The 25,618-nt window shown below is 37.7% G+C and carries 24 protein-coding genes and 3 other annotated features (1 of these 27 cut by a window edge); of the genes, 7 read left to right on the top strand and 17 right to left on the bottom strand.

Going from position 1 to position 25,618, the window contains the following annotated elements; genetic code table 11:
• Positions 1 to 111 precede the first annotated feature (111 nt).
• The 5 genes from DLJ74_RS07075 to zapA all read right to left on the bottom strand — a co-directional run bounded on the left by DLJ74_RS07075 (position 112) and on the right by zapA (position 5,523).
• The gene (locus tag DLJ74_RS07075; protein WP_054789316.1) at positions 112 to 519 is read right to left on the bottom strand and encodes a DUF350 domain-containing protein; all 408 of its coding nucleotides are present in this window, start codon (positions 517 to 519) and stop codon (positions 112 to 114) included.
• Positions 520 to 554: 35 nt separating this feature from the next.
• Complete coding sequence (locus DLJ74_RS07070; protein WP_109983941.1) at positions 555 to 2,906, bottom strand: endonuclease MutS2; 2,352 nt, start codon at positions 2,904 to 2,906, stop codon at positions 555 to 557.
• A 17-nt stretch (positions 2,907 to 2,923) separates the two neighbouring features.
• Entirely contained in the window at positions 2,924 to 4,639 is a 1,716-nt protein-coding gene (gene polX / locus DLJ74_RS07065) for a DNA polymerase/3'-5' exonuclease PolX (RefSeq protein WP_109983940.1), read from the bottom strand.
• Positions 4,640 to 4,709: 70 nt separating this feature from the next.
• Complete coding sequence (locus DLJ74_RS07060; protein ID WP_054789352.1) at positions 4,710 to 5,255, bottom strand: CvpA family protein; 546 nt, start codon at positions 5,253 to 5,255, stop codon at positions 4,710 to 4,712.
• A gap of 7 nt (positions 5,256 to 5,262) precedes the next feature.
• Positions 5,263 to 5,523 (bottom strand): cell division protein ZapA, encoded by a 261-nt coding sequence (zapA, locus tag DLJ74_RS07055; protein ID WP_054859046.1) that lies wholly within the window; start codon positions 5,521 to 5,523, stop codon positions 5,263 to 5,265.
• Between the two features lie 174 nt (positions 5,524 to 5,697).
• On the opposite strand from zapA, the gene rnhC reads away from it, so the two are divergent.
• Positions 5,698 to 6,633, top strand: coding sequence for a ribonuclease HIII (gene rnhC / locus DLJ74_RS07050; protein WP_109983939.1), 936 nt, complete (start codon positions 5,698 to 5,700; stop codon positions 6,631 to 6,633).
• Positions 6,634 to 6,865: 232 nt separating this feature from the next.
• On the opposite strand, the gene pheT is transcribed toward rnhC, so the two are convergent.
• From pheT to DLJ74_RS07035, 3 genes are all read right to left on the bottom strand, one after another.
• Entirely contained in the window at positions 6,866 to 9,295 is a 2,430-nt protein-coding gene (pheT, locus tag DLJ74_RS07045; RefSeq protein WP_109983938.1) for a phenylalanine--tRNA ligase subunit beta, read from the bottom strand.
• A gap of 15 nt (positions 9,296 to 9,310) precedes the next feature.
• Positions 9,311 to 10,345 (bottom strand): phenylalanine--tRNA ligase subunit alpha, encoded by a 1,035-nt coding sequence (pheS, locus tag DLJ74_RS07040; RefSeq protein WP_109983937.1) that lies wholly within the window; start codon positions 10,343 to 10,345, stop codon positions 9,311 to 9,313.
• Between the two features lie 52 nt (positions 10,346 to 10,397).
• Positions 10,398 to 10,634 (bottom strand) — a binding site (T-box leader).
• 63 nt (positions 10,635 to 10,697) lie between these two features.
• Positions 10,698 to 11,435 (bottom strand): TrmH family RNA methyltransferase, encoded by a 738-nt coding sequence (locus tag DLJ74_RS07035; RefSeq protein WP_109983936.1) that lies wholly within the window; start codon positions 11,433 to 11,435, stop codon positions 10,698 to 10,700.
• Positions 11,436 to 11,549: 114 nt separating this feature from the next.
• Here DLJ74_RS07035 and sspI point away from each other — a divergent pair, with 114 nt between their 5' ends.
• Both sspI and DLJ74_RS07025 read left to right on the top strand, forming a co-directional pair.
• Positions 11,550 to 11,756 carry a small acid-soluble spore protein SspI gene (gene sspI, locus DLJ74_RS07030; protein WP_054859045.1) on the top strand — a complete coding sequence of 69 codons (207 nt, stop codon included), beginning with the start codon at positions 11,550 to 11,552 and terminating at the stop codon, positions 11,754 to 11,756.
• 192 nt (positions 11,757 to 11,948) lie between these two features.
• Positions 11,949 to 12,566, top strand: a complete 618-nt coding sequence (locus DLJ74_RS07025; protein WP_054789344.1) for a lytic transglycosylase domain-containing protein — start codon at positions 11,949 to 11,951, stop codon at positions 12,564 to 12,566.
• Positions 12,567 to 12,647: 81 nt separating this feature from the next.
• On the opposite strand, the gene DLJ74_RS07020 is transcribed toward DLJ74_RS07025, so the two are convergent.
• Positions 12,648 to 15,947 (bottom strand): family 43 glycosylhydrolase, encoded by a 3,300-nt coding sequence (locus tag DLJ74_RS07020; protein WP_109983935.1) that lies wholly within the window; start codon positions 15,945 to 15,947, stop codon positions 12,648 to 12,650.
• Between the two features lie 312 nt (positions 15,948 to 16,259).
• Here DLJ74_RS07020 and DLJ74_RS07015 point away from each other — a divergent pair, with 312 nt between their 5' ends.
• Positions 16,260 to 16,679 (top strand): YybH family protein, encoded by a 420-nt coding sequence (locus DLJ74_RS07015; protein WP_109983934.1) that lies wholly within the window; start codon positions 16,260 to 16,262, stop codon positions 16,677 to 16,679.
• Positions 16,680 to 16,851: 172 nt separating this feature from the next.
• Here the strand turns inward: DLJ74_RS07015 and DLJ74_RS07010 are convergent, their stop codons facing one another.
• Both DLJ74_RS07010 and DLJ74_RS07005 read right to left on the bottom strand, forming a co-directional pair.
• Positions 16,852 to 17,937 carry a M42 family metallopeptidase gene (locus tag DLJ74_RS07010; RefSeq protein ID WP_109983933.1) on the bottom strand — a complete coding sequence of 362 codons (1,086 nt, stop codon included), beginning with the start codon at positions 17,935 to 17,937 and terminating at the stop codon, positions 16,852 to 16,854.
• Between the two features lie 78 nt (positions 17,938 to 18,015).
• On the bottom strand, positions 18,016 to 18,501 hold the full coding sequence (locus tag DLJ74_RS07005) for a dUTP diphosphatase (RefSeq protein ID WP_109983932.1): 486 nt from the start codon (positions 18,499 to 18,501) through the stop codon (positions 18,016 to 18,018).
• A 134-nt stretch (positions 18,502 to 18,635) separates the two neighbouring features.
• Between DLJ74_RS07005 and DLJ74_RS07000 the strand changes: the two genes are divergently transcribed.
• The gene (locus DLJ74_RS07000) at positions 18,636 to 19,022 is read left to right on the top strand and encodes a sigma-w pathway protein ysdB (RefSeq protein WP_109983931.1); all 387 of its coding nucleotides are present in this window, start codon (positions 18,636 to 18,638) and stop codon (positions 19,020 to 19,022) included.
• On the opposite strand, the gene DLJ74_RS06995 is transcribed toward DLJ74_RS07000, so the two are convergent.
• The 5 genes from DLJ74_RS06995 to infC all read right to left on the bottom strand — a co-directional run bounded on the left by DLJ74_RS06995 (position 19,013) and on the right by infC (position 21,152).
• Positions 19,013 to 19,588 (bottom strand): TVP38/TMEM64 family protein, encoded by a 576-nt coding sequence (locus DLJ74_RS06995; RefSeq protein WP_109983930.1) that lies wholly within the window; start codon positions 19,586 to 19,588, stop codon positions 19,013 to 19,015. The two genes, DLJ74_RS07000 and DLJ74_RS06995, sit on opposite strands and share 10 nt — an antisense overlap.
• A 63-nt stretch (positions 19,589 to 19,651) precedes the next feature.
• Positions 19,652 to 19,927 carry a DUF1294 domain-containing protein gene (locus DLJ74_RS06990; RefSeq protein ID WP_054788267.1) on the bottom strand — a complete coding sequence of 92 codons (276 nt, stop codon included), beginning with the start codon at positions 19,925 to 19,927 and terminating at the stop codon, positions 19,652 to 19,654.
• Between the two features lie 83 nt (positions 19,928 to 20,010).
• Positions 20,011 to 20,367, bottom strand: a complete 357-nt coding sequence (rplT, locus tag DLJ74_RS06985) for a 50S ribosomal protein L20 (protein ID WP_054861435.1) — start codon at positions 20,365 to 20,367, stop codon at positions 20,011 to 20,013.
• 35 nt (positions 20,368 to 20,402) lie between these two features.
• Positions 20,403 to 20,597, bottom strand: coding sequence for a 50S ribosomal protein L35 (rpmI, locus tag DLJ74_RS06980; RefSeq protein WP_109983929.1), 195 nt, complete (start codon positions 20,595 to 20,597; stop codon positions 20,403 to 20,405).
• 48 nt (positions 20,598 to 20,645) lie between these two features.
• Positions 20,646 to 21,152, bottom strand: a complete 507-nt coding sequence (infC, locus tag DLJ74_RS06975; RefSeq protein WP_109983928.1) for a translation initiation factor IF-3 — start codon at positions 21,150 to 21,152, stop codon at positions 20,646 to 20,648.
• A 124-nt stretch (positions 21,153 to 21,276) separates the two neighbouring features.
• Positions 21,277 to 21,409: a sequence feature (ribosomal protein L20 leader region), on the bottom strand.
• Between the two features lie 223 nt (positions 21,410 to 21,632).
• Between infC and DLJ74_RS06970 the strand changes: the two genes are divergently transcribed.
• The gene (locus tag DLJ74_RS06970) at positions 21,633 to 23,012 is read left to right on the top strand and encodes an alanine/glycine:cation symporter family protein (protein ID WP_109983927.1); all 1,380 of its coding nucleotides are present in this window, start codon (positions 21,633 to 21,635) and stop codon (positions 23,010 to 23,012) included.
• 118 nt (positions 23,013 to 23,130) lie between these two features.
• Positions 23,131 to 23,295, top strand: coding sequence for a DUF2197 domain-containing protein (locus DLJ74_RS06965; protein WP_109983926.1), 165 nt, complete (start codon positions 23,131 to 23,133; stop codon positions 23,293 to 23,295).
• Positions 23,296 to 23,343: 48 nt separating this feature from the next.
• On the opposite strand, the gene thrS is transcribed toward DLJ74_RS06965, so the two are convergent.
• Positions 23,344 to 25,287 carry a threonine--tRNA ligase gene (thrS, locus tag DLJ74_RS06960; protein ID WP_109983925.1) on the bottom strand — a complete coding sequence of 648 codons (1,944 nt, stop codon included), beginning with the start codon at positions 25,285 to 25,287 and terminating at the stop codon, positions 23,344 to 23,346.
• 241 nt (positions 25,288 to 25,528) lie between these two features.
• Positions 25,529 to 25,618 (bottom strand) — a binding site (T-box leader) (it continues 147 nt past the right edge of the window).

Below are 25,618 nucleotides of genomic sequence, written 5' to 3'. Positions count from 1 at the left end.
TACTTTGCTTATTCTTCAAATTTGCAGGACATAGTATACCCCGACAATTAAAAAAATTGCTGCAATCACCATCAACACATATGCTAATGTTTTCAATATGGCCACTCCTTTTTATCCAATACTTGAACCGATGACAAAGGAGAGACCGACAGAAATAACCATCGAGATAAAGCCGACAGCACGGTTGTCGTTGGCGATTTCATGATCGATTTTATAGGTAGGTGTTAAAAATTCAAAAATGAAATAACCAAATAATAATAAGACAAACCCAAAGAATCCCCATGTCATACTTTCAATGAGTGTATCATTGTGCTCAATAGAATAACGGAATATGTTGGCAATACCGAAAATTTTCCCACCTGTTGCCATTGCTACACTCAAATTTCCATTTTTAATTTCGTCCCAATTTTTATAGGATGTAACCAGTTCAAAAATGACTAGAAATACGATCAGACATAGTATGGCAACACTATATCTTGCTGCCGTTTCCACAAATATATTTCCCCAAAAACCCGTCAATGGCACCTTCCTCCTAACTTTTATGAATTTCACATCTACTTAAGCTCTAAAACAGTAACTCCCAGTCCTCCTTCATTCATTTCTCCGTCTCGTGCACTCCTTATTCGTGAGTGTTTTCGAGCAAAATCACGAACACCTTTTCGCAAAGCTCCTGTTCCTTTTCCATGAATAATCGACACCTTATTATAGCCTGCAAGTAAAGAATCGTCTATATACTTTTCCAACTGTTGGAGGGCATCCTCATATCGCTCCCCACGCAAATCCAATTCTGGTTTGACATGATAGTGTGCCCCTCTAACTGTTGCTAAAGGTTTTTCAACCTTTGGTTCCTCTCTCCTAATAAAAAGTAGATCCTTTCGTTTTGCTTTTAATTTCATGATACCAACTTGCACTTGAAATTCATTCTTACCAGATTGTTCGATGATCGTTCCTTTTTGATCAAGAGTCAATAGTTTCACTTCATCTCCTGGCTTTAATTCCTTTGCCTTGTTTTCGTCAAAATTATTACTCGTTTGTTTTGTTTCTTTTTTTGATAAGTCGGGTTGCGCTTCATCTAACAGCTTTTTCGCTTCAATCCATTCATGTTCCTTCCACTCTGACTCTGTTCGCATATTCCGCAAATCGGCCACAATCAATTCCGCTTCCTCACGTGCTTTCTCCAAGGCTTTCTCTGCTTTTTCTTCTGCCTTCTTGTAGAGGCTTTGGCGTTGTTGTTCAAACTTCTGCCATTGTTGCTCCAAATCTCGTTTTAACTGTTCCGCTTCTATTAATAGATCCTCTGCTTCTTTATAATCTGTTTCTGCTTTTCGTCTAGTCGTTTCTAATGAAGCAATCATATTCTCGACACTTCTAGAATCCGTACCGACCTGACTTTTTGCATTTTCAATAATAAGTGGATCTAATCCAAGTCGTTTAGATATTTCAAATGCATTACTACGACCAGGCACACCAATCAATAAACGGTAGGTAGGCTTTAATGTCTGAATATCAAATTCAACCGATGCATTCGTTACCCCTTTGCGATTATATCCATATGCCTTTAATTCAGGATAATGGGTCGTTGCTATTACTCTTGCTCCTACCTGAATGACATGATCTAATATCGACATAGCAAGTGCAGCCCCTTCTTGAGGATCTGTACCTGCACCAAGCTCATCGAACAATAACAAGGATTGTTCATCAAAGCCTTGTAGTATATCAACAATATTGGTCATGTGAGAAGAGAAAGTACTTAAGCTTTGTTCAATAGATTGCTCATCTCCAATATCGGCAAAAACATTGGAAAAAACAGCGAGTTCACAGCCATCCAGTGCTGGAATCTGCAAACCAGATTGTGCCATAAGGGTGCATAGCCCTACCATTTTTAGCGTAACGGTCTTTCCCCCAGTGTTAGGTCCTGTAATGACAATGGCTGTATAATCCGTACCTAGTTCAATGTCATTGGCAACAACTTCCTCACTTGGAATAAGTGGATGTCGTGCTTGCTTCATCTTAATTCGACCAAGATCGTTCATTTTTGGTCTACTTGCTTTCATTTGATGACTAAGCTTCGCTCTCGCAAAAATAAAGTCTAATATAGCTAATACTTCAGCATTTTGTAGTAAAAAGCTCTCATCTGCTGCAATTCGAATAGATAACTCCTTTAAAAGACGTTCAATTTCTCGCTTTTCTTCGACTTTTGTTGATGATAAATCGTTGTTTAATTCCACAACAGATTGAGGCTCCATAAACAAGGTGGCACCTGAAGATGATTGATCATGTACGATTCCACCAATCGCAGAACGATATTCTGCTTTAACTGGTAATACGTAACGGTCATTACGGATAGTAATGATCGAATCAGATAGCATTTTGGATTTCGTTCGTGTGACATTTTCCAATCTGTCTCTAATTTTATTTTCATTTGTACGGATCTTGGAACGTAGACTACGTAATTTATCAGAAGCTCCATCCATCATATGCCCATGATCATCAATACAGCTTTTGATTTCTCGTTCCAATTCATTTAGTGGAACGATTTGATCAGTAAATCGATGGATAATAGGTATTTCTAAATCTTCTATTTGTTCTAGAAACTGTTTTAATTGTTTCCCACCGTAAATTGTGCTAGCAATATCTAAACATTCATGTGTTGTTAGCACACCTCCAATAACCGCTCTTTTGACACTTGGCTTTATATCAAATATTCCTCCTAAAGGAACGTTTCCATTTAATCGGATGACATGAAATGCTTCATCCGTTTCATCCTGCCATTTAACCACTTCTTCTAAATCGGTGGACGGAGCAAGGGAACGGGCTTTTTCTTTACCAAGCGAGGACGCAGCTTGATCAATGAGCTGTTGCTTGATTTTGCTAAATTCCAACACATGAAAGATGCGTTCATTCATGATCAAAACTCCTCTTACTATTTATTTGAGATATAATTTACAATTTCTTCCTTTGACCAACAATTAATAACTGTTTCTTTTGTCAGTCTTCCTCTTCTAGCAGTTCCGCAACCGATAATCATATGATCGAGCATTCCAAAGCTATGGGCATCTGTATTAATCGCGATCTTCACACCTTTTTCTTGGGCTAGCTGGACCCATTTCGCAGCAAGATCTAATCGATTGGGATTGGCGTTCAACTCGAGAATCGTATTCGTCTTTTGAGCTTGATCGATGAGCCATTCCACGTCTAGCTCGTATCCATCTCTTCTTCCGATCAGTCTTCCAGTTGGATGTGCAATCATATCCACATGAGGATTCTCTAACGCCTGTAATAGCCTTGCATGGATTTGATCTTGTGACTGTTGAAAGCTTGAATGGATCGATGCAATCACGAAATCAAGCTCGGCAAGTACGTTATCATCAAAATCGAGCTTTCCATTTGGTAGAATATCCATTTCTGTACCAGCAAATATATGGATATTTGGATATTTTTCCCTTGCATTTTCTATTTCTTTACGCTGTAATCTTAATCTTGTTTCATCAAGACCGTTTGCCACACGCAGGAATTTAGAATGATCCGTGATCGCGATATAATCATAGCCTTTATCTATTGCTCTTTCAACCATTTCATCAATGGATTGAGCACCATCACTCCAAGTAGTGTGCATGTGTAAATCGCCACGAATATCGGTAGCTTTCATAATGGATATTGGTGCTTTTGCAAGCTCTAGTTCATCCGAACCTTCACGCATCTCTGGTGGTACATAATGAAGCCCGAAGCTCCGGAAAAAATCTTTCTCAGAATCAAAGGTTTCCACTTCACCCGTCTCAATATTCTCAACACCATATTCGCTAATTTTTTTCCCTTGTGATTTTGCTAGCTGGCGCATAAGAACATTATGATCCTTAGACCCTGTAAAATGATGTAGTGTTGTCGGGAATTCCTTATCACTAATTAATCGAAAATCAATGCTTATTTCATAGAGGTTTTCTACGACAATCGATACCTTCGTATCACCTGCAGCTATCGTATCAATTCGTTCATCGAATGCAAGCAGTTTTTCTTTTACTACTTCAGGGTTATCCGTTGAAATGATATAATCCAGATCTTTAACCGTTTCGCGCTGACGACGCATACTTCCAGCAATTGAAAAACGGTCGATCTCCTCTATCGTACTCAAATAGGCTTGGAGCTTTTCGACAATAGGTTGTACAACAGCTACTGGTAGCCTTTCGGGTCGTTCATTCCCTTTATCTAAGGCCTCTAATATTTTTTCTTCCGTTTTTTTGCCAAACCCCTTGAGATTTTGAATTTTTCCTTGTTCACACGCTTCCCTTAAAGATTCCGCATCTGTAATATTCAATTCTTGGTAAAGCTTTGCTAATTTTTTCCCTCCTAACCCTTGGAGATGTAGTAGGGGGACTAGTCCGGATGGCACTTCCTTTTCTAATTGTGCTAGTGTTTCGGAGGCTTCCTTTTCGATAAATTCCCCAATTACGGCAGCCGTTCCTTTTCCAACACCTTGTAGCTTTGTAAAATCCCCAATTGCTGAAATCGTTCTTTCGTCCTTTTCGATAGCTTGTGCTGCCTTACGGTAAGCAGAAATCTTGAACGGATTTTCTCCTTTTAATTCAAGAAATGTTGCAATCGTTTCTAAATGTTTAATGACATCTTTTTTATTAACGGACACTTTAATTCTCCTTTCAGGTAGAAGTGCAAAACCCTTGCTAGATTGTAGAAGCAAGGGCATTACACTTAGTCTATGAAGTTGGATCATTCGAGAACCAAATATCCTTAAGCTTTTCAGATAATACTGGAGTATCTTCAATCATATATGTTGCAAGGGATGATTGATCAATCCAAGCTTGGATTTCGGTTACAGGTGCTAGTGCAATAATATAAAGCACAACAAAAATAACTAAATAGACCTCAATAAAACCTAGAATGGCTCCTAACCATGAATTGAAGATCGATAAGATCGGTAAATCTGCAACAAAATCAAGCATTGTCGCAATAATTTGCAGGACAATTTTCGTCGCGAAAAATAATAAACCAAATGCAATAGCATTATAAAATGCTGCTTCAAGTGGTAATGTATCCAAGAACACTGCCCATGTTCCATCATCAGAAAGCTCTGGGTATGGTATCCATAGTTCCAGTATACCTGCTAGGTCCTTGTAATACATCACTGCGACAATGAAGGCAAGTATGAAGCTTGTTAAGTGTAGCAATTGTAAAATGAAGCCTCTTTTTAGCCCCACTAAAAATCCTAATAAAAGTAAAATAAGAATAACAAAAGTTACCATGACAAATTTATTCCTCTTTCTCCTCGAGAAGATTTTGTAAAACTTCATAATCTTCTTTTAATTTAATGTAATCATTCATTGTATTGACAGCAGTTAAAACTGCTAAGCTTGTCGTATCTAAAGATTTATTCACATCGTGTATTTCTTGCATTTTTTCATCGACTAAGCCTGCGACGCGACGCACATGCTCAGAATTCTCTTTTCCAACAATTTTATATGATCTTCCATATATCTTAACGGTAGTTCGAGATTTATCCGGCTGGGTCACCCATAATACCCCCTCATTGACAATACGTTTCAAGTCATTTCACCTGATTATACTACTTTACCACAGATAACCTTAAAAATAATATTAACATGAAGCAAGCAATTAGAAAACTATTCCGCTAAATTGAATCTTTGTTATAATGATCCTTAGTATAATAGAAGGGACGATATAGTTTTGGCTAATGTTGTCATACAAGTAACAAAAGATAAGCTTGAAGAAATAACTGCTTACTATCAAAATTCGATCATTAAAAAACCTGCCAATACACTGTTTTTAGCCAAAGTGAATGGTACGACCATTAATGCCTATCGATCAGGAAAAGTTATGTTTCAAGGGCAAAATGCGGCAAGAGAAGCAAATAAATGGTCGGAAAGTGGTGCGGTAACTTCTGGATCTGCTAATAAAAGCTCGGTGAATGATCATGGCTACAAGCCACCCACCTCTTTATTTAAAAATGCTCATATCGGTTCAGATGAAGCTGGAACAGGTGATTATTTTGGCCCGATAACAGTCAGTGCCGTTTATGTACCAGACGAAAAAATAACGATACTTAAGCAAATGGGTATAACCGATTCCAAAACTTTAACAGATGATAAAATCGCTATATTGGCAAAGGAGTTAGTAAAGGAAAAAATTCCTTATACATTGCTCACACTAGATAATACAAAATATAATAAACTCCAAAAAAAAGGTTGGAATCAGGGAAAAATGAAAGCAATGCTTCATCACCATGCGATAGAAAAGCTATTAGTTAAAATTGGTGCTGCCCCTTTACACGGGATCTTAATTGATCAATTTTGCCAGCCACTTTCCTATCGAAAGCATATAAGTAGTGAGGGGGCGAAGCTTCAAGAAAATGTTTTTTTCATGACAAAAGCCGAAAGTTACTCAACTTCTGTCGCTGCTGCATCTATTATCGCACGTGCTAAATTTGTTAAGGAAATGGATTTGTTGTCTGAACGATTAGGTGTGACGATACCAAAGGGTGCTTCTTCCAAGGTTGATGAAACGGCTGCCTATCTGATTAAAAAACATGGGCTAGACGTACTATATGATAATGCAAAAATCCATTTCGCAAATACGGACAAGGCGATGAATTATGTAAGGTAATTTTTTTGCGAGTTCTCTAATTTTTTTGCGAGTTCTCTAATTTTTTTGCGAGTTCTCTAATTTTTTTGCGAGTTCTCTAATTTTTTTGCGAGTTCTCTAATTTTTTTGCGAGTTCTCTAATTTTTTTGCGAGTTCTCTAATTTTTTTGCGAGTTCTCTAATTTTTTTGCGAGTTCTCTAATTTTTTTGCGAAATAGGGCTGCTATCCTGATCGGATGCAGCCCTATTTCTTGTTATTGACCTCTTAATTCCGCTCCGAATTTTTTGGTTACTTCATCCAAAATCGCTTGATATGATGCTTCGACCTCATCGTCTGTCAGTGTTCTTTCGGGATCTTGATAGAACAAGCTAAAGGCGATGGATTTCTTTCCTGCTTCTAAATGCTCTCCTTGATAAACATCAAACACTTGAATGTCCTTAACGAGTGCACCTCCGGCATGAGCGATGGCTTCTTGTATGTCACCTGCTGCAATTTTTTCGTCGACAACTAATGCAATATCTCTTGTCACACTTGGGAAGCGTGGAATTACAGCAAAGCTTGGCTCATTTTCATGAATTTCCAATACATAATCAAAATCAATATCAAAGACATACGTTTCTTTTAAATCATAGGCTTTTTGCATCAGTGGGTGTAACTGACCAACAAAGCCAATCGCACGATCTCCCATGAATATTTGAGCTGTACGTCCTGGGTGCATGCCTTCTATTTTTGCTTGTTTATAAGTGACTGCAACATTCAATAAATCAAACAATCCTTCAAGAATCCCTTTTGTTACAAAGAAATCAACCGGCTTTTTCTCTTGCTGCCAAGGATGTGTTACCCACTCACCAGTTAAAACACCTGCTAAGCGTAATTTCTCCTCAGGTTGTTCGGTTATTTTCTTCTCTTTGGAAACAAACACACTTCCTAATTCATAATAGGCGATATTAGCTTGCTTTCGTGCAAGATTATAAGAGGCTGATGCCAGCATTTCAGGTAAAATACTTACACGTAATGTACTATGCTCTTCACTCATAGGCATTGCTAAGGAAACGGTTGAGACTAATCCATCCTTCACCTCTGGACTTACTAACTCCTCAGCCCGTGATGTCGTTGTTAAGGAATAGGTAACTGTTTCAGATAATCCTACACCTTCTAGAAATTGCTTTACCTGACGTTTCAAGGCTTGATTTTTGGTTAACCCTCCAGCTTGAGATCCTCCTTGAGGCAAGGTGAATGGGAGATTGTCATAACCATAAATACGTGCAACCTCTTCTACCATGTCTTCAAAAATAGTGATATCCTGTCGTCTTGTTGGAGCATAAACGGTAAAGGTTTCCCCATCCTGATCATAGTTAAAATGTAACTTTCGTAAAATATCGGCAATTTCCTCATTCGATATATTGGTACCGAGTCGTTCATTAATTTTTGAAGTCCAAATCGTTACCGTCTTCTCGTCATAATCAAGCTGATCAAATTCTACTACTCCGTCTAGTACAGAACCACTCGCATACTCTGCAAATAATTGACAAGCACGCTCTCCTGCCTTACGGACTCGATTAGGGTCTACCCCTTTTTCAAAACGATTACTTGATTCACTACGAAGATCGAAATCCTTGGAAGCTCTTCTTACCGATTGACCATCAAAATAAGCAGCCTCCAATAAAACAGTAGTGGTGGAATCAGATACCTCTGAATTTGCCCCACCCATCACACCAGCAAGTGCCACTGGCTCCTTACCATTTGTAATAACGAGATGATCCTCTGTAAGCGTTCGGTCCTGATCATCTAATGTCACCATTCTCTCATCATTACTTGCTTTTCGAACGACGACCTCGTTTGAACCAAATTTATCAAAATCAAAAGCATGGAGTGGTTGACCATATTCTAACAATACATAGTTCGTAATATCGACAACATTGTTAATCGGACGGATACCAGCAGCCATTAAATAATTTCTCATCCATAAAGGAGATGGCCCTACTACTATATTCTTAATGATAAACGCGCCATAATACGGGTTCACATCGGGGGCTTCTACATTTACACGAATATGTTCTTCCGCTTTTTCTTCCACTATACGTACGGATGATTGTGGTAAGCGGATCGGTACATCCAAAATCGCTGCTACTTCATAAGCGACACCAAGCATACTTAATGCATCAGAACGATTTGGTGTTAATCCTAGTTCTATAATAATATCATCTAAATTCAGTAATTTAGTTACATCTGATCCGATTTCCACATCTTCTGGGAAAACAAATATTCCACTAGTAAATTCTTTTGGTATGAATTTCTCTTCCACTCCTAGCTCTTGCAATGAACAAATCATACCAAAGGATTCGACACCACGCAATTTCGCTTTCTTAATTTTCACATTCCCTGGTAAGACAGCACCAGGCTTCGCAGCTGCTACCTTCTGCCCTTGGGCAATATTTGGTGCGCCACAAATAATTTGTAGGGTTTCATCTCCTACATTTACAAGGCAAAGGTTTAATTTATCCGCATTTGGATGTCTTTCACAGCTTTCCACATAGCCAACTACAACATTCGTTGCAGTGCTTCCGAACCGCTCTATTCCCTCTACTTCTATTCCAGATTTTGTAATGCGTTCCGCTAGCTCCTCTGGAGATAGTTGATCAATATCTACATAATTTTTTAACCAATTTAATGATACTAACATGTCGTAACCTCCTCTTTATGCTTGGTGATATTGCTTTAAGAACCTAACATCATTAGTATAGAAATGACGAATATCATCCACACCATACTTCAACATTGCAATTCTTTCAGGTCCCATTCCGAAAGCAAATCCACTATATTCATTTGGATCATAGCCGGCCATTTCTAATACACGTGGGTGTACCATTCCAGCACCAAGAATCTCAATCCAGCCCGTTTTCTTACATACACTGCAGCCTTCCCCATTACAAACCTTACAAGAGATATCCATCTCGACAGAAGGTTCCGTAAATGGGAAAAAGCTTGGTCGGAGACGGATTTCGCGGTCTTCTCCAAACATATGCTTGGCAAAACGATCAAGTACCCCTTTTAGGTCACTCATTCGAACATTTTTATCAACGTAAAGTCCTTCAATTTGCGTAAATTGATGAGAGTGTGTAGCATCATCGGTGTCACGACGATATACTTTACCAGGACAAATCATTTTAACAGGACGAGCACCTTGAATAGCATTCATTGTCCGTGCTTGTACTGGTGAAGTATGGGTACGCATTAACAAGTCTTCTGTTATATAAAAAGAATCCTGCATATCTCGAGCAGGGTGTCCTTTTGGTAAATTCAATGCTTCGAAATTGTAGTAGTCTGTCTCTACCTCAGGACCTTCTCGAACCTCAAATCCTAAACCAATGAATAAATCCTCAATTTCTTCGACAATGCTTGTTAATAAGTGGGGCCCACCTACAGCAACTGGACGCCCAGGTAGGGTTACATCAATTTGCTCTTCCGCTAATTGCTTCTCTAATTCAGCTCTTTCCATTGCATCTTTCTTTTCTTCCATCGCATTAGCAATATTTGCTCTAACCGTATTGGCTAATTCCCCGATTATTGGGCGTTCTTCTGGTGATAATTTTCCCATCCCTCGCAAAACCTCAGTAATCGGGCCTTTTTTTCCTAAGTATGCTACTCGAACGTCCTGTAATTCTTTTATCGTTGATGCTTCCTCTACTTTGGAAAGAGCTTCTTGTTCAAGTGCTTGTAGTTGTTCTTTCATCTGTTAAACCTCCTTTTATTTTATAAGAAAAACAAAAAAGCCTCATCCCCAAAAAAGGGACGAGACTATACGTATCGCGGTACCACCCTTGTTGATATAGCAATCACTATATCCACTCGTGTTTTTGATAACGGAAAATTTCCGGTACACCTTTACTCTCACACAGAGGTCCAAGTGTCAGCTCCAGAGTGAAATTCAATAGATGGTCGTTAGAAGCACTTCCAGTCTATGGTGCTTCTTCCCTTGTAAACGATGTGTACCTATTTACTTGCTCCTTCAATGCTTTTATAGGTTTTACTTCATATAGTATAATGAAATGAACGAAATGATGCAAGTCCTAAAATAAATGGTGTTAACCTACTACATAGTACATCAGAATAGCTGCTGCCACACTGACGTTTAACGATTCTGCCTTACCATGGATCGGTATTACTACATTTTCACTAGCTTTATCCATTATTTCTTTGGAGACCCCAGCTCCTTCATTTCCAACTACAATTGCTATTCTATCTGGTTTTTCAACTTGTTGATATGGCTTGGCTTGTGCAAGTCCAGTCGACCAAATAGGAATACCGTTTGCCTGAAGCTTCTCCATTTCTTTTATTAGATCCGCTTGCATGATATTTAAATGAAAGATAGAGCCTTGAGTGGCACGAATTACTTTGTCATTATATAAATCAACGGTACCTTTTCCTAAAATGACGGTATCAAAACCTGCTGCATCCGCTGTTCGAATCATCGTTCCAACATTGCCGGGATCCTGTACTTCGTCAATTAGTAAAGCTTTATTGCTCAAGGAATCCTGGACGTTTCTTTTTTTAACAACAGCTGCAATTCCTTGAGGTGTTTTCGTCTCTGTAATAGCAGCCATTACATTATCTGACACAGTATATAACGGGTATTGTAACAAGCTTTTTTCTATTTCTATATGTTCTTCATGAATCAAAGCAACAATTTCCCACTCACTTTTGTGTGCTTCTTCGATTAGATGAAAGCCTTCTATCATAAATTTCTCTTGTCGATCTCGTTCCTTCTTCTGTTTAAGCTTACGCCATTCTTTGACCATTTCATTTTTCACTGATGTAATCATTGTTCCCATCCTTGCACCATTTTATTTGAATACTGTCCTGTACCTATCATACATATTTTCTCTAATGATGGTCAAACTATAATGAAAAATGATGAGTTGGAAGGAGTGTAAAGAATGGATCTAAATTTGCGAAAAGCAATAAAATCAAATGTTTCTGGTAATTCTGCCGATCAATTGGAAGCAACGATTGTAGATGCGATTCAAAGTGGTGAAGAAAAAATGCTTCCAGGCTTAGGTGTATTATTTGAATTATACTGGCAAAATGCAAGTGAAGCAGATAAAGATGAGGTATTAAATGCATTAGAGCAAGCGGTAAAGTAATTTGTGTAGTAAAGATGGAGCTCTCTATTAAAAATATGGTGCCCAATTCCAATAGGTATGCCTTATTTTTTAAATAGCTCCATCTTTTCATTTGTAGTCTTTTAGTCATATATTCACTAAAATAATATTGCACGAATACGAATAAAAAGGTATATTAGAGATAGATAATTTTTCCTAAAGGGAGTTTATGACGTGAATATTCCACACATCCAATACGCCATGCAAATGCAGGCATTATCTAATCTAACCAATACCAATAATTCTACAACAAATACGGCCGCTAACTTTGATTCGATTTTTCAAGAATTACTTCAATCAATGATTCAGCAATCAAGCTTGGCCTCTAATCATTCCTATCAGCCGATAGACTATACGACAAGACCATTATTAAATATAAAGCAGGCTAACGAGGCTACAACTTCATTGTCTGAATCATCGGATTATGCATCGATTATTAAAGAGGCTGCTGCAAGCTATCATGTTGATGAAAAATTAATTGATGCTGTTATCCGAAATGAATCCAATTATAATGCAAATGCAATCAGTCACGCTGGAGCCCAAGGACTAATGCAACTTATGCCGGCAACTGCTTCTGGATTAGGTGTTCAAAATCCTTTCGATCCGAAGGAAAATATTTTTGGTGGGACGAAATATCTTAGCCAAATGCTTGAGCGTTACAATGGAAATAAGCTTCTTGCCTTAGCGGCATATAATGCCGGCCCTGGTAATGTTGATAAGTATGATGGGATTCCGCCTTTTCAAGAAACCCAAAGCTATGTACAAAAAGTAATGGGTACATACCTTAGCTGATGATAATATTATTTAAAATCTACATGAAATGACGAACCTCTGGATTGTCAGTGGTTCGTCATTTATCTTCTTATCCCCTATCTAAAATTTGTCTTTCCTTATTTGTTTTACTGTTATTAACAGAAAGCCACTAAACAGTAGTAAAGCCCCAGCAAAAAGCCAGCTAAATTGATTGGTTGCCGTATCTGGAAGCCTATTTTCTGTTGAGCTGCTTTCTTTTGTTTCTGTCTTATCATTAGAACTTGTTGCTGATTCGTCATGATCCATGCTTGGATGTTGTTCTTCTGTCAACTCCAATATACCATAAATACTTAAGTGATTTACCAATATGGTAACTATGCCATTCTTTTCATCATAAGATTTAGGTATAATTACTTCCATCTGCTCTCCATTTTCATCGATATAAATTCCTCTGACACTTTCCCAATTCTTTACTTTTTCTCTTTCGATGGAGAAGGAAATCTCAATTGGCCCTTTTAACTCAATAGCTGTACCATCTTCTTCTAGAGTAAAGTCTACTAGGTCAGATATTACTCGCTTATTTTTCAATTGAATTGCTTTTGACACATCTCCAAATGTAAATAAACTACCCTTTTCATTCATGACATTTTCTACAGGTAAAAACACGGTGATTGAATCATAGGTTATCGCTATTTTTTTATCTATATCTCCTTTATCGAACACACCCGCTTTAAATAAATAGCTCTTACCTTCTTGATGGACAATATAGTTTCCATTTTCATCCATAGATAATTGGTCTTTAGATGAAATCGTTATATAATCATCCGTACTCTGGTCGTTTCTTACCTTTAATCCATCAATGGCGCTTTGTAATAGGGATAGCATCTGGGTGAGCTGTGCTTCTGATTTCATTTCAGTTAGGCTTGCTTCTGCTTGCTCGATCGTCGTTGTTAATTTTTTAAGAGAGGCTTCTGTATAACGCTCTCCATCAAGTAAATCTTTTGCTTCCTTAATCTTTTCTTCGAGTTCTGTCGTATTAATCGGCAATTGTTGAGTACGGTAATAATGTTCTATATCTTCGGCAGATAATGCTTTATTGTTGTATATTAAGACTTCATCCATTAATCCCTCATACGGGAGATCCCAATAGTTTATTCCTAGTGCAAAGACTGCATCTGTTGTTGTAAAAATGTGAGGAAAATTGGTTAAACTCATGATATGCTCTCCATTAATGAAAAGGTTTAAGTTCCCTTTGGTAACAGTAAAAGCTATATGACTCCACTCATCGAGAGGAATGAGCTGTTCTGTTAGTCCTTCATACCATTCCTTGCTACCAGACCAGAGCATCGTCTGTTCATGAGCAGCCGTTCCACCTGGTAACAAGCTAATCCATTGTTCAGGACTAGCAGCACCGAAAAAAGATGTGGTATGTGCTGAATAGGCTACAGGCTTTAGCCAAATTGAAACAGTGTAGGTGTTGCTATCAATGATCCCATTTGGTAATTTAATACCTGATTTTCCATCAAACTTTGCAGCATTACCTATTTTCCCATCAACAAAGGTGATATTACCACCTGTATTATTAATACGATCCCCTGTTACCGTGCCAGCATCTAAACGGTTCGTACGATCATGGAGATTACCTTCAAAGGAATAATGTGCCGCTAAACCTTTAAAAGTTTCAGGTATTATCGTGATGTTAAACTGTTTTGTGGTTGATGCACTTCCTTTTTCAATGGTTGCGGTCAATTCTACTGAAACAGGCTTTTTCTTATAGGCTGGTCGATTTATTTTACCATCATGGGAGAGTACATTCGTATTAGAGGATTTCCAAGTAATGATAGTATCTTGTTCTCCTTTTGTTGGTAAATGTAAATCTTCCATCACTTGACTGGGGTCACCTATTTCTAATTTTTCTGCTATCATCTCTGTTATTTCACTATCCGTATATTGGGTCATTTCATATCGGCTTCCCCATACCGATAATCCATTATTAGCCAACGCTGTAAAGGTAACTGTCTCGGATTGCGAGACTGGATCCCATTGCTTCATTACTATCCCGTTAAATGTTTCTCCATTGATGGATAGTGTCAAATTTGATTCCTCTTTGAATTCCCAAGTTCCCGAAACATCTCCAGTGATCGCTCCATCTTCTGTTAGCTTTATATGGGTAGACTTTGTTATGTCTGCATTAATCGCTTGCTGGAAAGCAATATATTTATAGTCTCCAGCAATTTCATCTTTAGTAACATTCACATTTTCATCAGTTACATATCGGAATGGTGCCACAACTGGCCAGCCTTTTTCATTCATCAAGATTTGATGAACTCGTATCTCATGTGCCTCTCCTCTATTTGGGAAGCGTGTATGAAAAATCAAAAACTGCTGTCCAGTCTTTTCATCATAATAAACAGAGTTATGTCCTGGTGAGACATAACCAGTTGCTTCTCCAGTCTCCCCGAATAGCTTTTCGAACTCGTAATTACCAATAAGCTTCGTCCCGGTCGGTGCAATGGACTCATCATCAAAAAATGTCCCATCTTCCCCTTTTGCTTGAATCATATTGTTCCCTTGGATATCTGTATATGGGCCATCCGGATTCTCTGACCTTGCCACACGAACGTTATATCCACCATCTGATGCTAAGCCTCCATAGGAAAGATAGAGATAATAATAGTCGGTTGTTTTATTATAGACAATATATGGCGCTTCAATTCTACTATGATTCCCACCAAGGAGTTTTTTGCCATAGCCTTGATTTGGTATTGGAAAACCTGTGTCTGGATCAAGTTCTAAAATGAAGATTCCGCCTGAATAAGATCCATATACCATCCAAAGTTTACCTTCCTCATCATAAAACACGTCTGGATCTACCACATTTGGATGAATGGTAGCATCATAGATTTCTGGAAAATGTGCATCATCGTAAGGGGTACCATCGATCGTTGCCGATTCCCCTGCTGTCATTCCTGAACGCAAAATGAGTCCTAAATCCTGATAAGGCCCTTCCGGATGATTAGCCACTGCTATTCCCATTGCTGAACGTGGGGAACTTCCCTCACATGCATTGTAATACATATAATACTTACCATCTGATTTTAATTGAATCATATCCGGTGCCCATAGCGTATCGGTTTTCGCCCAAGTAAGGGCCTCCTCCAATTCTTTTGTTACATCTTCAAATAAAGAATTACCAGGATGGACGCCGTCACCTTCTATTTGTTCCCAATTCATTAAATTATTGGTTTTAGCTGCTGCTAGATGTGATCCAAAAACATAGTATGTATGATTCATATAAAGGACGGATGGATCATGGACAGAAGCATCTGTAAAAGTAGGCTCCTCAACTGCCAGCATGCTAGGGGCAATAAATATAAGAATACAAGAAAAAATCAGGCTGAACATCAATACTTTTTTCAATATGCTATACCTCCAAATTATTTATTCTTATACGTATATTTATAAAGCGTTTACAATACTAGGCGCCAAACTACTTATTTACATTAATGTTTTTATTAATTATATTATAAGATATTAGACTTAGTATATTATTAAATTATCTTATATATAAATTAACCCTATAAGATATACGTATAAGTTATTTACACTTTACTACATCTTATCAAACATTACAATAACGCTTTCATAATTTCAGCAATTTAAAAGAAACTTGGCCTTTGCTTCTGTGGTAAAATTTACAGAAATAGAGCCAAAATGGAGGTGTGAGTATGTATGAAATCTAACTGGAATAATCCTCAGGAAGTATTGGAAAATTATAAAGCTACTATTTCGGAAATAGATGTGGAAGGCTTCCTTTCCTCCTATTCTTCTGACATTCTTATTTATGACTGCTGGAATAACTGGAAAATCGAAGGTATTTCCCAATGGAGAAAAGTAGTGACGGAATGGTTCGAAGGATTAACCAAAAGTGACCTTAGTCTTGATGTGGAGTGGAAGGATTTAATCATGGAGGAAAGTGACCATATCGCATTTACTCATGGAATCGTTACATACATAGAAGATACTGGAGAAAGTATGACATTAAGGTTGACATTAGGTTTTAGGAAGGAGAAGGATTCCTCTTGGTACATCGTTCATGAACATACTTCGCTGCCGATTCATTATGAAGCACGGGAAAGTATTTTTTCTTGATAGTCCGTCAAGAAAAATAACAGACAGAGACAAATGAGTAGTAAAGAAGAAAAAATCCGAACAGTAATATTTCTGAACTGGAACCGCTCCGTCAAAATACTTCGCTTAGTCAGAAAATTGTTCGGATTTTCCTTTCCTTATTTAGTTTTGCCCTATCCTCGTTGCATTTCTATTAGCTAAAAGTAATTTTTTCAACGGTATCACTGTCTAATCGTTTGATAACTTCAACTATTAATTGAACAGCATTATCAAAATCATCCTGGTGTAAAATGGCTGCATGTGTATGAATATATCTTGTTGCAATCGTAATAGATAAGGCAGGCACTCCGTTAGCAGTTAAATGAATCGAACCAGAATCTGTTCCTCCACCTGCCATGGAAGAATACTGATACGGAATGTGCTGCGCATCTGCTGTTTCCACAACAAAGTCACGTAACCCTTTATGAGATACCATGGACGCATCATATAAAATAATTTGTGGTCCTTCTCCAATTTTACTGTCCGCTTCCTTAGCAGAAATACCAGGCGTATCACCTGCGATACCAACATCAACCGCAAACCCAATATCTGGCTTAATGGTATGTGCTGCTGTTTTTGCCCCACGCAAGCCAACCTCCTCTTGCGCAGTTGCTACACCATAAACGATGTTCGGGTGCAATTCATCTTTCAATCGTTTTAGTACTTCTATTGCAATGGCACATCCGATTCGGTTATCCCAAGCCTTTGCAAGTAATAGCTTTTCATTTTTCAATGGGGTAAATTCAAAGTAGGGAACAATCGAATCACCTGGGAGCACACCGAATTTCTCAGCCTCTTCCTTGCTAGATGCACCTATATCGATGAACATGTCTTTAATTTCTACAGGCTTCTTGCGTGCTTCTGGAGATAAAATATGCGGTGGTTTTGAGCCAATAATACCAGTAACATCCCCTTTTCTAGTAAGAATGGTTACACGCTGAGCTAGCATAACCTGACTCCACCAGCCTCCAACGGTCTGAAAATAGACAAACCCTTTATCGTCAATTCTTGTTACCATGAAACCGACTTCATCTAAATGACCTGCCACCATAATCTTCGGACCGTTTTCCATTCCTTTTTTTTCAGCAATGAGGCTACCTAAATGATCCGTATATACCTTGTCTGCATATGGGGTAATCCATTTTTCCATTACCTGGCGTGCTTCTCTTTCATCACCAGGTATAGCCCTAGCATCTGTTAATTCCTTCAACATGTTAAGCATCTGTTCCTGATTTGCCATATGTATTTCCTCCTAATTTTTTGTTTGAAGATACTTTTGTCTATTTTTTGCCATTCTATGAAAGTCATACATCCGAGTTCAATAACCTTGATTTTGTCTTTCAAAATTAACTTTATTTTTTTCGATATAGGCTGATTTAATGTCTCCTTGTGTAAAGCCTAAATTCTTTCCTAACTGTAAATAGACATAGAATAACTGGTTAAACGCTTGCTTGGATCTTTCTTTGTTCAGCTGATGAATTGCTTCAAATACACGGAGAAATAATTCTGTCGTCTCTTCACTTGGTTCCTCAATCTCACCATGATAATCTTCTATTCCTATTACTAATCCCAAAGATAAAATAAAATGGATACCGTCGACATATTCTTCTGCCATGACATCTTTTGGACTTGGTGCTTTTACGCTCCAATATTTAAAGCATCTTGTTTCATTAGCAAGTTCACCAATCTCTACCAAAAGGGCCAAAACTTTTTTCTCCACAATTTGTTCATTTTTTAATTGATGCTGTTTTAGTATATAATGGTCTAGATCACGTTGCATTTTAAATAATGTTTCCCAGTTCATTGTACACCTCCTAATACCTGTCGTCATTATATCATGTTTTTTTCATATTTTTGAAACCTTATCACTTGTTCATTCGTATCTATAAAGAAAATGGGGTACGGAAATTTTTATAGCATGTAAGGAGTGGGACTTTCATGATTGTCATTTTATTTCGATTATTAGTGTTAATTGCCTTAGTTATCTTGATATATACTGCATTTAAATATATCGTTAATCCAAAAAGAAAGCTAGAGGTTGCCCAAGAGAAGAAAGAATTTTACTTTTTAGATAACAATGAGAATATTAAGAAAAATTTTTTTATTACCTATAATGGTTACTTATTCGAAGGAGAGAAATATTTAGGAACAACAGAGGATTCTTTTGAGGTTATTCATATTATGATGCATGCCAGAAATCCAGAGAAACTACAAGGCTTTGAGCGAAAAGATCTATATTTTCTTGAAGAGGAAATTCTAATACGCTATCCGCACGCCGAAATTGACTGGAAGCATCCTATTGATCGCCTACATCTTCAAAGATGAGACGTAGGCGAGAAGAAGGTTTGCCATTTAATGATGGTTTGTTTTCTTCTAAAGAAATAGACAAGTATGAGAATAAATAGGGTGACAGGAACTGCATACCATATTGGCATTTGTTGTAGCGTATCCCCTAAGGCTGTATAAACAATGGCAAGTGGAAGGACTGACAAAAGAGTTGTTCGTAAATATTCAATGAAGCTCTTTGTATTTTGATAAATACAGAAGGAAAGCAAATGAAAGTGCATAAATGGTAATAACCTTAACAAACAAATTTGAACAATGGTGAGTTCTCGTTGCTTCAGCCATCTTTTTTCAATTTGTTCACACTTCTTGGATAGGACTGGTAGCCATGATAAAAGACAATAGAAAATAATACTGGAAAATAGTAAGCCAATCACAGAATAAATCGTCCCAGCAATGATTCCGAACACCAATCCCCCCGTGATACACAATAACAGGACAGGTAAAAAAAGAATAGGTCTTAATATATGAACAAAAATGAACGCCATTGGAGCGACAAGTACATAACTATCCCATAATTTCATCTGCAATAACCATTCTAGTTGCATGCTTCATCAACTCCTCTATCTTAACTAATATGACAATAGACGAGCTGTTATGACAGTTTTTTTCTAAGGGATTGGAACACGAGTAAAAGATAGATAGACTATTAAAAGCACCTGTAAAATACCTAGCAAAGGAAGGAATAGCTTAAACGCAAGATGCTTCGTTTTATGTCGAAATACGTTCATTCCCACCGTTGCACCAATCCCTCCACCAATAAAAGCAATAAACCAAATTCTACGCTCGGGAACACGCCACTTATTTTTCTTCGCCCTATTTTTGTCTATTTGCATTGTCCAAAATCCAATAAGATTCATGACAATATAATAAGCCACCAAAATCATTTGAGGTCTCCATTTCCTATATTATTTTATATGTAAGAAAAGGATTGTCCCATCACCTGATGAAACAATCCTTTAAATAAAAATTATTTTAAAGCAGATTTTGCTTGGTCTGCTAATTGTGCAAATGCTTTTTCATCATTCACAGCAAGATCAGCTAGCATTTTACGGTTAACTTCAATGCCTGCTAATTTTAATCCGTGCATGAAACGGCTATATGAAAGGTCATTTAAGCGAGCTGCCGCATTAATACGCGCAATCCAAAGCTTACGGAAATCACGTTTTTTCTGACGGCGGTCACGATAAGCATATTGACCTGATTTTAATACTTGTTGTTTAGCTGTTTTAAATAGTGAATGTTTTGCACCATAATAACCTTTTGCTAGCTTTAATATACGTTTACGACGTTTACGTGTAACTGTTCCACCTTTAACACGTGGCATAATAAATCCCTCCTATATATATCAACGAATTCCTATTATTTCGGTAACATTTGTTTAATGCGTTTATAATCTCCTGCGGAAACGATAGCAGATTTACGTAGTTTACGTTTTTGTTTTTGCGTTTTGTTTGCAAACATATGACTAGTAAATGCGTGCGAACGTTTTACCTTTCCAGATCCTGTTTTTTTGAATCTTTTTGCAGTACCGCTATGAGTCTTCATTTTTGGCATAATAGCTTCCTCCTTGTAAAACTAAACTATATTTGACGTAAATATTCGTTATTTTTTATCAGAAACAGGTGCAAGCATCATGAACATACTACGACCTTCCATTTTCGCTCTTTGCTCAATAGAAGAGATATCTTTACATGCTTCGGCCATTCGTTCCAATACTTTTTGACCTAGTTCCTTATGGGTAATCGCACGTCCACGGAAGCGAATAGAGACCTTTACTTTATCTCCCTTAGATAAAAACTTACGTGCATTACGTAATTTTGTATTGAAATCATGCTCTTCAATACCAGGGCTAAGTCGAACCTCTTTCACATTAATAACTTTTTGCTTTTTGCGCGCTTCCTTCTCTTTTTTCTGTTGCTCAAAGCGATATTTCCCATAATCCATGATTCGGCAAACGGGTGGTTTTGCTTTTGGCGCAACCAATACTAAATCCAGATTTCTAGTTTGAGCAATATCTAATGCTTCCTGACGAGATTTTACGCCTAATTGATCCCCATTAGAATCAATGAGTCGAACCTCACGTGCTCGAATATTCTCATTGACATTCATATCTTTGCTAATAATCAGCCACCTCCGAAATTTAATAAAAAGCGTAATGAAACATGATCATATATTAACAATAAGACAAGTCGATCATCCTTTAAATACTGATTGACTTTATCCCTTTTTGTTCAATAACAAAAAAGTGTCGGTACACATACTGCACCCACACATCCTCGATTTCATTACAAATAAGTCGGATAAATACCTGTCAACTACAACACTTGTGTCAATCAGGTGAGAAGCGGGTGCTTCTACTTGTCTCTGATCATATTTAATTCACTTTAACTATCTTAACATGTACACCTTAACAAGTCAATAATCGTTTTTCGAAAATAGATAAATAATAGACAATCTATTTAACCACAATAGGATTCTTCCGTTAAACATTATACTCTTTAGTAAAAAGATTGTCTATTCAGTTGACATCATCCTTTTTTTCAATGAATATGGTTATATGAAAGCGCAATCTTAAAAGGGAGGGATATTATGTTAGATTGGTTACAAAGCTTTAATGAAAAAGGGGCAGAAATATTAGGAGAAATTGGCGGCTGGGTATGGGGTCCTCCCTTATTAATTTTATTAGTTGGTACAGGGATTCTTTTGTCTTGTCGACTACTTTTCTTACAATTTCGTGCTCTTCCCTATGCATTAAAGCTTTCCTTTAGCAAAAATCAAGATAAAAATTCAGAAGGAGACATAACCCATTATCAGGCATTAACGACTGCCTTAGCTGCAACCGTTGGAACTGGTAATATCGCAGGGGTTGCTACAGCTGTGGTTGCTGGTGGACCAGGTGCTGTCTTTTGGATGTGGATCACCGCACTTTTTGGAATGGCGACAAAATATGCAGAGGCCCTCTTAGCTGTCAAATATCGTAAAAAAAATCAGCGTGGTGAAATGTCTGGTGGACCAATGTATTATCTAGAACATGGATTAAAAAATAAACGCATTGGTCGTTTCTTAGGGATTTTATTCGCCATATTTGCTTCTATTGCTGCTTTTGGAATTGGGAATATGGTTCAATCCAATACAGCGGCTGCATCGTTAGAGGAGTCCTTCTCGATCAATCCATTTGTAACAGGAATTGCTTTCACAGTACTTGCCGGATTAGTTATTATTGGTGGAATTAAAAGTATTGGTCGCGTAACCGCATTTTTTGTTCCGGTTATGGCTGTCTTTTATGTATTGGGTGGATTAGTCGTCATTGTGCTTAATTTTGACCTTGTGCCAACAGCCATAAGTTATATCTTTCAGGATGCTTTTACTGGAAAAGCAATTGGTGGTGGGATATTAGGTACTGTCATCCGTTATGGGGTAGCACGTGGTGCATTTTCTAATGAAGCAGGTCTTGGTTCTGCTCCAATTGCCGCTGCAGCTGCAAAAACCGATTACCCCGCACGGCAAGCGCTCGTATCCATGACACAGGTATTTATTGATACGATTGTTATTTGTTCCATAACCGGAATTACCATTGTCATGGCAGATCAATGGACAAGTGGCCTTGATGGGTCCGCACTTACTAGTTCGGCATTTGCACTATTCCTAGGTGATGCTGGTTCAATTATTGTAACATTTGGAATCCTGTTCTTTACCTTTTCTACTATTTTAGGCTGGTCTTATTATGGAGAAAAATCGATCGATTACCTCTTTGGGGAAAAAGGGGTAAAAATCTATCGTTATATTTTTATCTTCTTTGTCTTCATTGGCGCTATTGTATCATTAGATGTTGTATTCAATTTTGCCGATATTATGAACGGACTAATGGCATTTCCAAACCTAATAGGATTGTTGCTATTGTCGGGTGTCGTTGTAGCAGAAACGAACAAATTTATGAAAATTGCAAAAGAAGAAAGAGGAAGAAAATAATCAATTGTTAGCTAAGCATTATCTGTAATTTTACCTGGTTTATGTAAATGTAAAAGCTTAAGAATATTACAATTTTTTACAAACCAACTAGAAGGGAAGGGCAAAATGGGGGGATGAAATGTTTCATTATGAAGTGAAATGCTATAACTGCAAAAATGTGTTTAAAGTTTATGAAGGCAGTGAAAGATACAAAAAATTCAAAGAAAATAGGAAAGCTATATTTTGTTGCGATGACTGTGGCCATAAGATACGACTGGCAGCAATCAAAAATTTTTTCAGATAGAAAACAACTCCCCACTTATAACAGGTGGGGAGTTTTCCTTTATTTAAGCTATTTTCTTAATTGACGCTCTTCTATTTCTTTCTGAATCAATTGCTTAAATTCTTCGAAATCAATCGTTTCTGAGTTTTTCTCTCCATATCGGCGTATGTTTACAGCATTGGTTTCTACTTCTTTATCCCCAACGACTATAGCAAAAGGTACTTTTTGTGTTTGTGCTTCACGGATTTTATAGCCGATTTTCTCTTCACGCTCATCCAATTCCACTCGAACACCTGCAAAACGAAGTTCATCCTCAACCTTCTTCGCATAGTCGAGATGTACTTCATTGGAAACTGGAATAATTCGTGCTTGAATTGGTGCGAGCCATGTTGGAAAGGCACCTTTGTATTCCTCTAATAAGAAAGCTACAAATCGTTCCATAGTAGAAACTACCCCGCGATGGATAACGACAGGACGATGTTCTTTCCCATCCTCTCCGATGTATGTTAAATCAAATCGTTCAGGCAATAGAAAATCAAGCTGAACGGTTGATAACGTTTCATCTTTTCCAAGTGCTGTTTTCACTTGTACATCCAGTTTTGGACCATAGAAGGCTGCCTCTCCTTCTGCTTCCACATAATCTAGCTTCAAGTCTTCCATCGTCTCTTTGAGCATACTTTGTGCTTTTTCCCACATTTCATCATTATCGATATATTTTTCCGTATCCTCTGGATCACGATAAGATAGACGGAAGTAATAATCCTCAATACCGAAATCTTGATACACGTTTTGTACAAGCTCTACCACTCGACTGAATTCATCCTTTAATTGATCTGGTCTTGCAAAGATGTGAGCATCATTTAAAGTCATACCACGTACACGTTGTAATCCTGCAAGTGCTCCCGACATTTCATGGCGGTGCATTGTTCCAAGCTCTGCTATACGTACAGGTAAATTTCGATAGCTATGCAGTTCATTTTTGTATACCATCATATGATGTGGACAGTTCATTGGACGCAAGATTAAGTCTTCATTATCCATTTCCATTGGTGGGAAAATATCATCCTGATAGTGATCCCAGTGTCCACTTGTTTTGTATAGCTCCACACTCCCTAAAACGGGTGTATACACATGATTATATCCTAATCTTTCTTCCAAATCGACAATATATCGTTCAATCGTACGACGGATAGTTGCTCCCTTTGGAAGCCATAATGGTAACCCTTGCCCAACCTTTTGAGAGATTGTAAAGATACCTAGCTCTTTACCTAGCTTGCGATGATCACGTTCTTTTGCTTCTTCTCTAAGTCGTAAATATTCATCTAGCTGACTTTGCTTTTCAAAGGCAGTTCCGTAAATGCGTTGAAGCATTTGATTATTGCTATCTCCTCGCCAATATGCGCCAGATATACTCAATAATTGGAACACTTTAATTTTGCTAGTTTGCGGGACGTGTACCCCACGACAAAGATCAAAAAATTCCCCTTGTTCATAGATCGTAACTGTTTCATTCTCTGGAATCGCATCAAGTAATTCTAACTTGAGGTCATCACCAATTTCTTCGAATATCGCTTTTGCCTCGTCACGTGATACTTCTTTACGTACTACCTCTAAATTCTCGTCCACTATACGCTTCATTTCTTTTTCAATACGTGGTAAATCTTCTGGTGTTAGGCTTTCTTCCATATCTATATCATAATAGAACCCATTTTCAATGGTTGGCCCTACGCCCAATTTGACATTTGGGAAAATTCGCTTAATTGCTTGTGCCATCAGGTGAGCTGTAGAGTGACGAAGAATCTCCAATCCTTCTTGATTTTTTAATGTAATAATTTCTATCACACCATCTGTTTCAAGTGGTGTTCGCAAATCATAAAACGTATTATCAAGCTTAATTGCTATCGCTTGTTTTTTTAATCCTGGTGAGATCGATGCAGCAATCTCTTCTCCTGTTGTTCCTTTAGGAAACTCCTTGCTATTTCCATCTGGAAAAGTAATCTGAATATGACTCATACTTGTACACTCCTTCTTTACATTAGATAAACTCGCATTCGCTGGTCTTTTAGCGAATGTCAAGTTTTGCTTATACTTGGCACCTTAAAATCTCAGCTGCGTCGAACTTTTGCTGTGTAGAGATTTTATACCTTCCTAACGTATTAGATAAACTCGCATTCGTTCGACCTTTAGCAGATGTGTTAGTATTTCTTATCCTTTAATAAGGTAAAATAAAAACGCCCATCCCTCTACTTATTAGTAAAGGGACGAGCGTTGTACCCGTGGTTCCACCCAATTTCCTTACATCCAAATCATGTAAGCTTCCTTGCATCGGTTAACGATGATGAAT

Source organism: Gracilibacillus dipsosauri, assembly GCF_003176895.1.
Lineage (GTDB): Bacteria > Bacillota > Bacilli > Bacillales > Amphibacillaceae > Gracilibacillus > Gracilibacillus dipsosauri.
The sequence above is the reverse complement of the archived record's forward strand: the minus strand, read 5'-3'. Positions and strand labels throughout refer to the sequence as shown.

Bases quoted from the DNA above. Each gene is read 5' to 3' on its own strand.
- rpmI (WP_109983929.1), bottom strand. From the start codon at position 20,597: ATGCCAAAAATGAAGACTCATAGCGGTACTGCAAAAAGATTCAAAAAA.
- DLJ74_RS06965 (WP_109983926.1), top strand. From the start codon at position 23,131: ATGTTTCATTATGAAGTGAAATGCTATAACTGCAAAAATGTGTTTAAA.
- DLJ74_RS07000 (WP_109983931.1), top strand. From the start codon at position 18,636: ATGATTGTCATTTTATTTCGATTATTAGTGTTAATTGCCTTAGTTATC.
- thrS (WP_109983925.1), bottom strand. From the start codon at position 25,287: ATGAGTCATATTCAGATTACTTTTCCAGATGGAAATAGCAAGGAGTTT.
- DLJ74_RS07035 (WP_109983936.1), bottom strand. From the start codon at position 11,435: ATGATTACATCAGTGAAAAATGAAATGGTCAAAGAATGGCGTAAGCTT.
- DLJ74_RS07015 (WP_109983934.1), top strand. From the start codon at position 16,260: ATGAAATCTAACTGGAATAATCCTCAGGAAGTATTGGAAAATTATAAA.
- DLJ74_RS07010 (WP_109983933.1), bottom strand. From the start codon at position 17,937: ATGGCAAATCAGGAACAGATGCTTAACATGTTGAAGGAATTAACAGAT.
- DLJ74_RS06990 (WP_054788267.1), bottom strand. From the start codon at position 19,927: ATGATTTTGGTGGCTTATTATATTGTCATGAATCTTATTGGATTTTGG.
- DLJ74_RS07070 (WP_109983941.1), bottom strand. From the start codon at position 2,906: ATGAATGAACGCATCTTTCATGTGTTGGAATTTAGCAAAATCAAGCAA.
- sspI (WP_054859045.1), top strand. From the start codon at position 11,550: ATGGATCTAAATTTGCGAAAAGCAATAAAATCAAATGTTTCTGGTAAT.
- infC (WP_109983928.1), bottom strand. From the start codon at position 21,152: ATGAATGTCAATGAGAATATTCGAGCACGTGAGGTTCGACTCATTGAT.
- DLJ74_RS06995 (WP_109983930.1), bottom strand. From the start codon at position 19,588: ATGCAACTAGAATGGTTATTGCAGATGAAATTATGGGATAGTTATGTA.
- DLJ74_RS06970 (WP_109983927.1), top strand. From the start codon at position 21,633: ATGTTAGATTGGTTACAAAGCTTTAATGAAAAAGGGGCAGAAATATTA.
- DLJ74_RS07060 (WP_054789352.1), bottom strand. From the start codon at position 5,255: ATGGTAACTTTTGTTATTCTTATTTTACTTTTATTAGGATTTTTAGTG.
- rplT (WP_054861435.1), bottom strand. From the start codon at position 20,367: ATGCCACGTGTTAAAGGTGGAACAGTTACACGTAAACGTCGTAAACGT.
- pheT (WP_109983938.1), bottom strand. From the start codon at position 9,295: ATGTTAGTATCATTAAATTGGTTAAAAAATTATGTAGATATTGATCAA.
- pheS (WP_109983937.1), bottom strand. From the start codon at position 10,345: ATGAAAGAACAACTACAAGCACTTGAACAAGAAGCTCTTTCCAAAGTA.
- DLJ74_RS07005 (WP_109983932.1), bottom strand. From the start codon at position 18,501: ATGAACTGGGAAACATTATTTAAAATGCAACGTGATCTAGACCATTAT.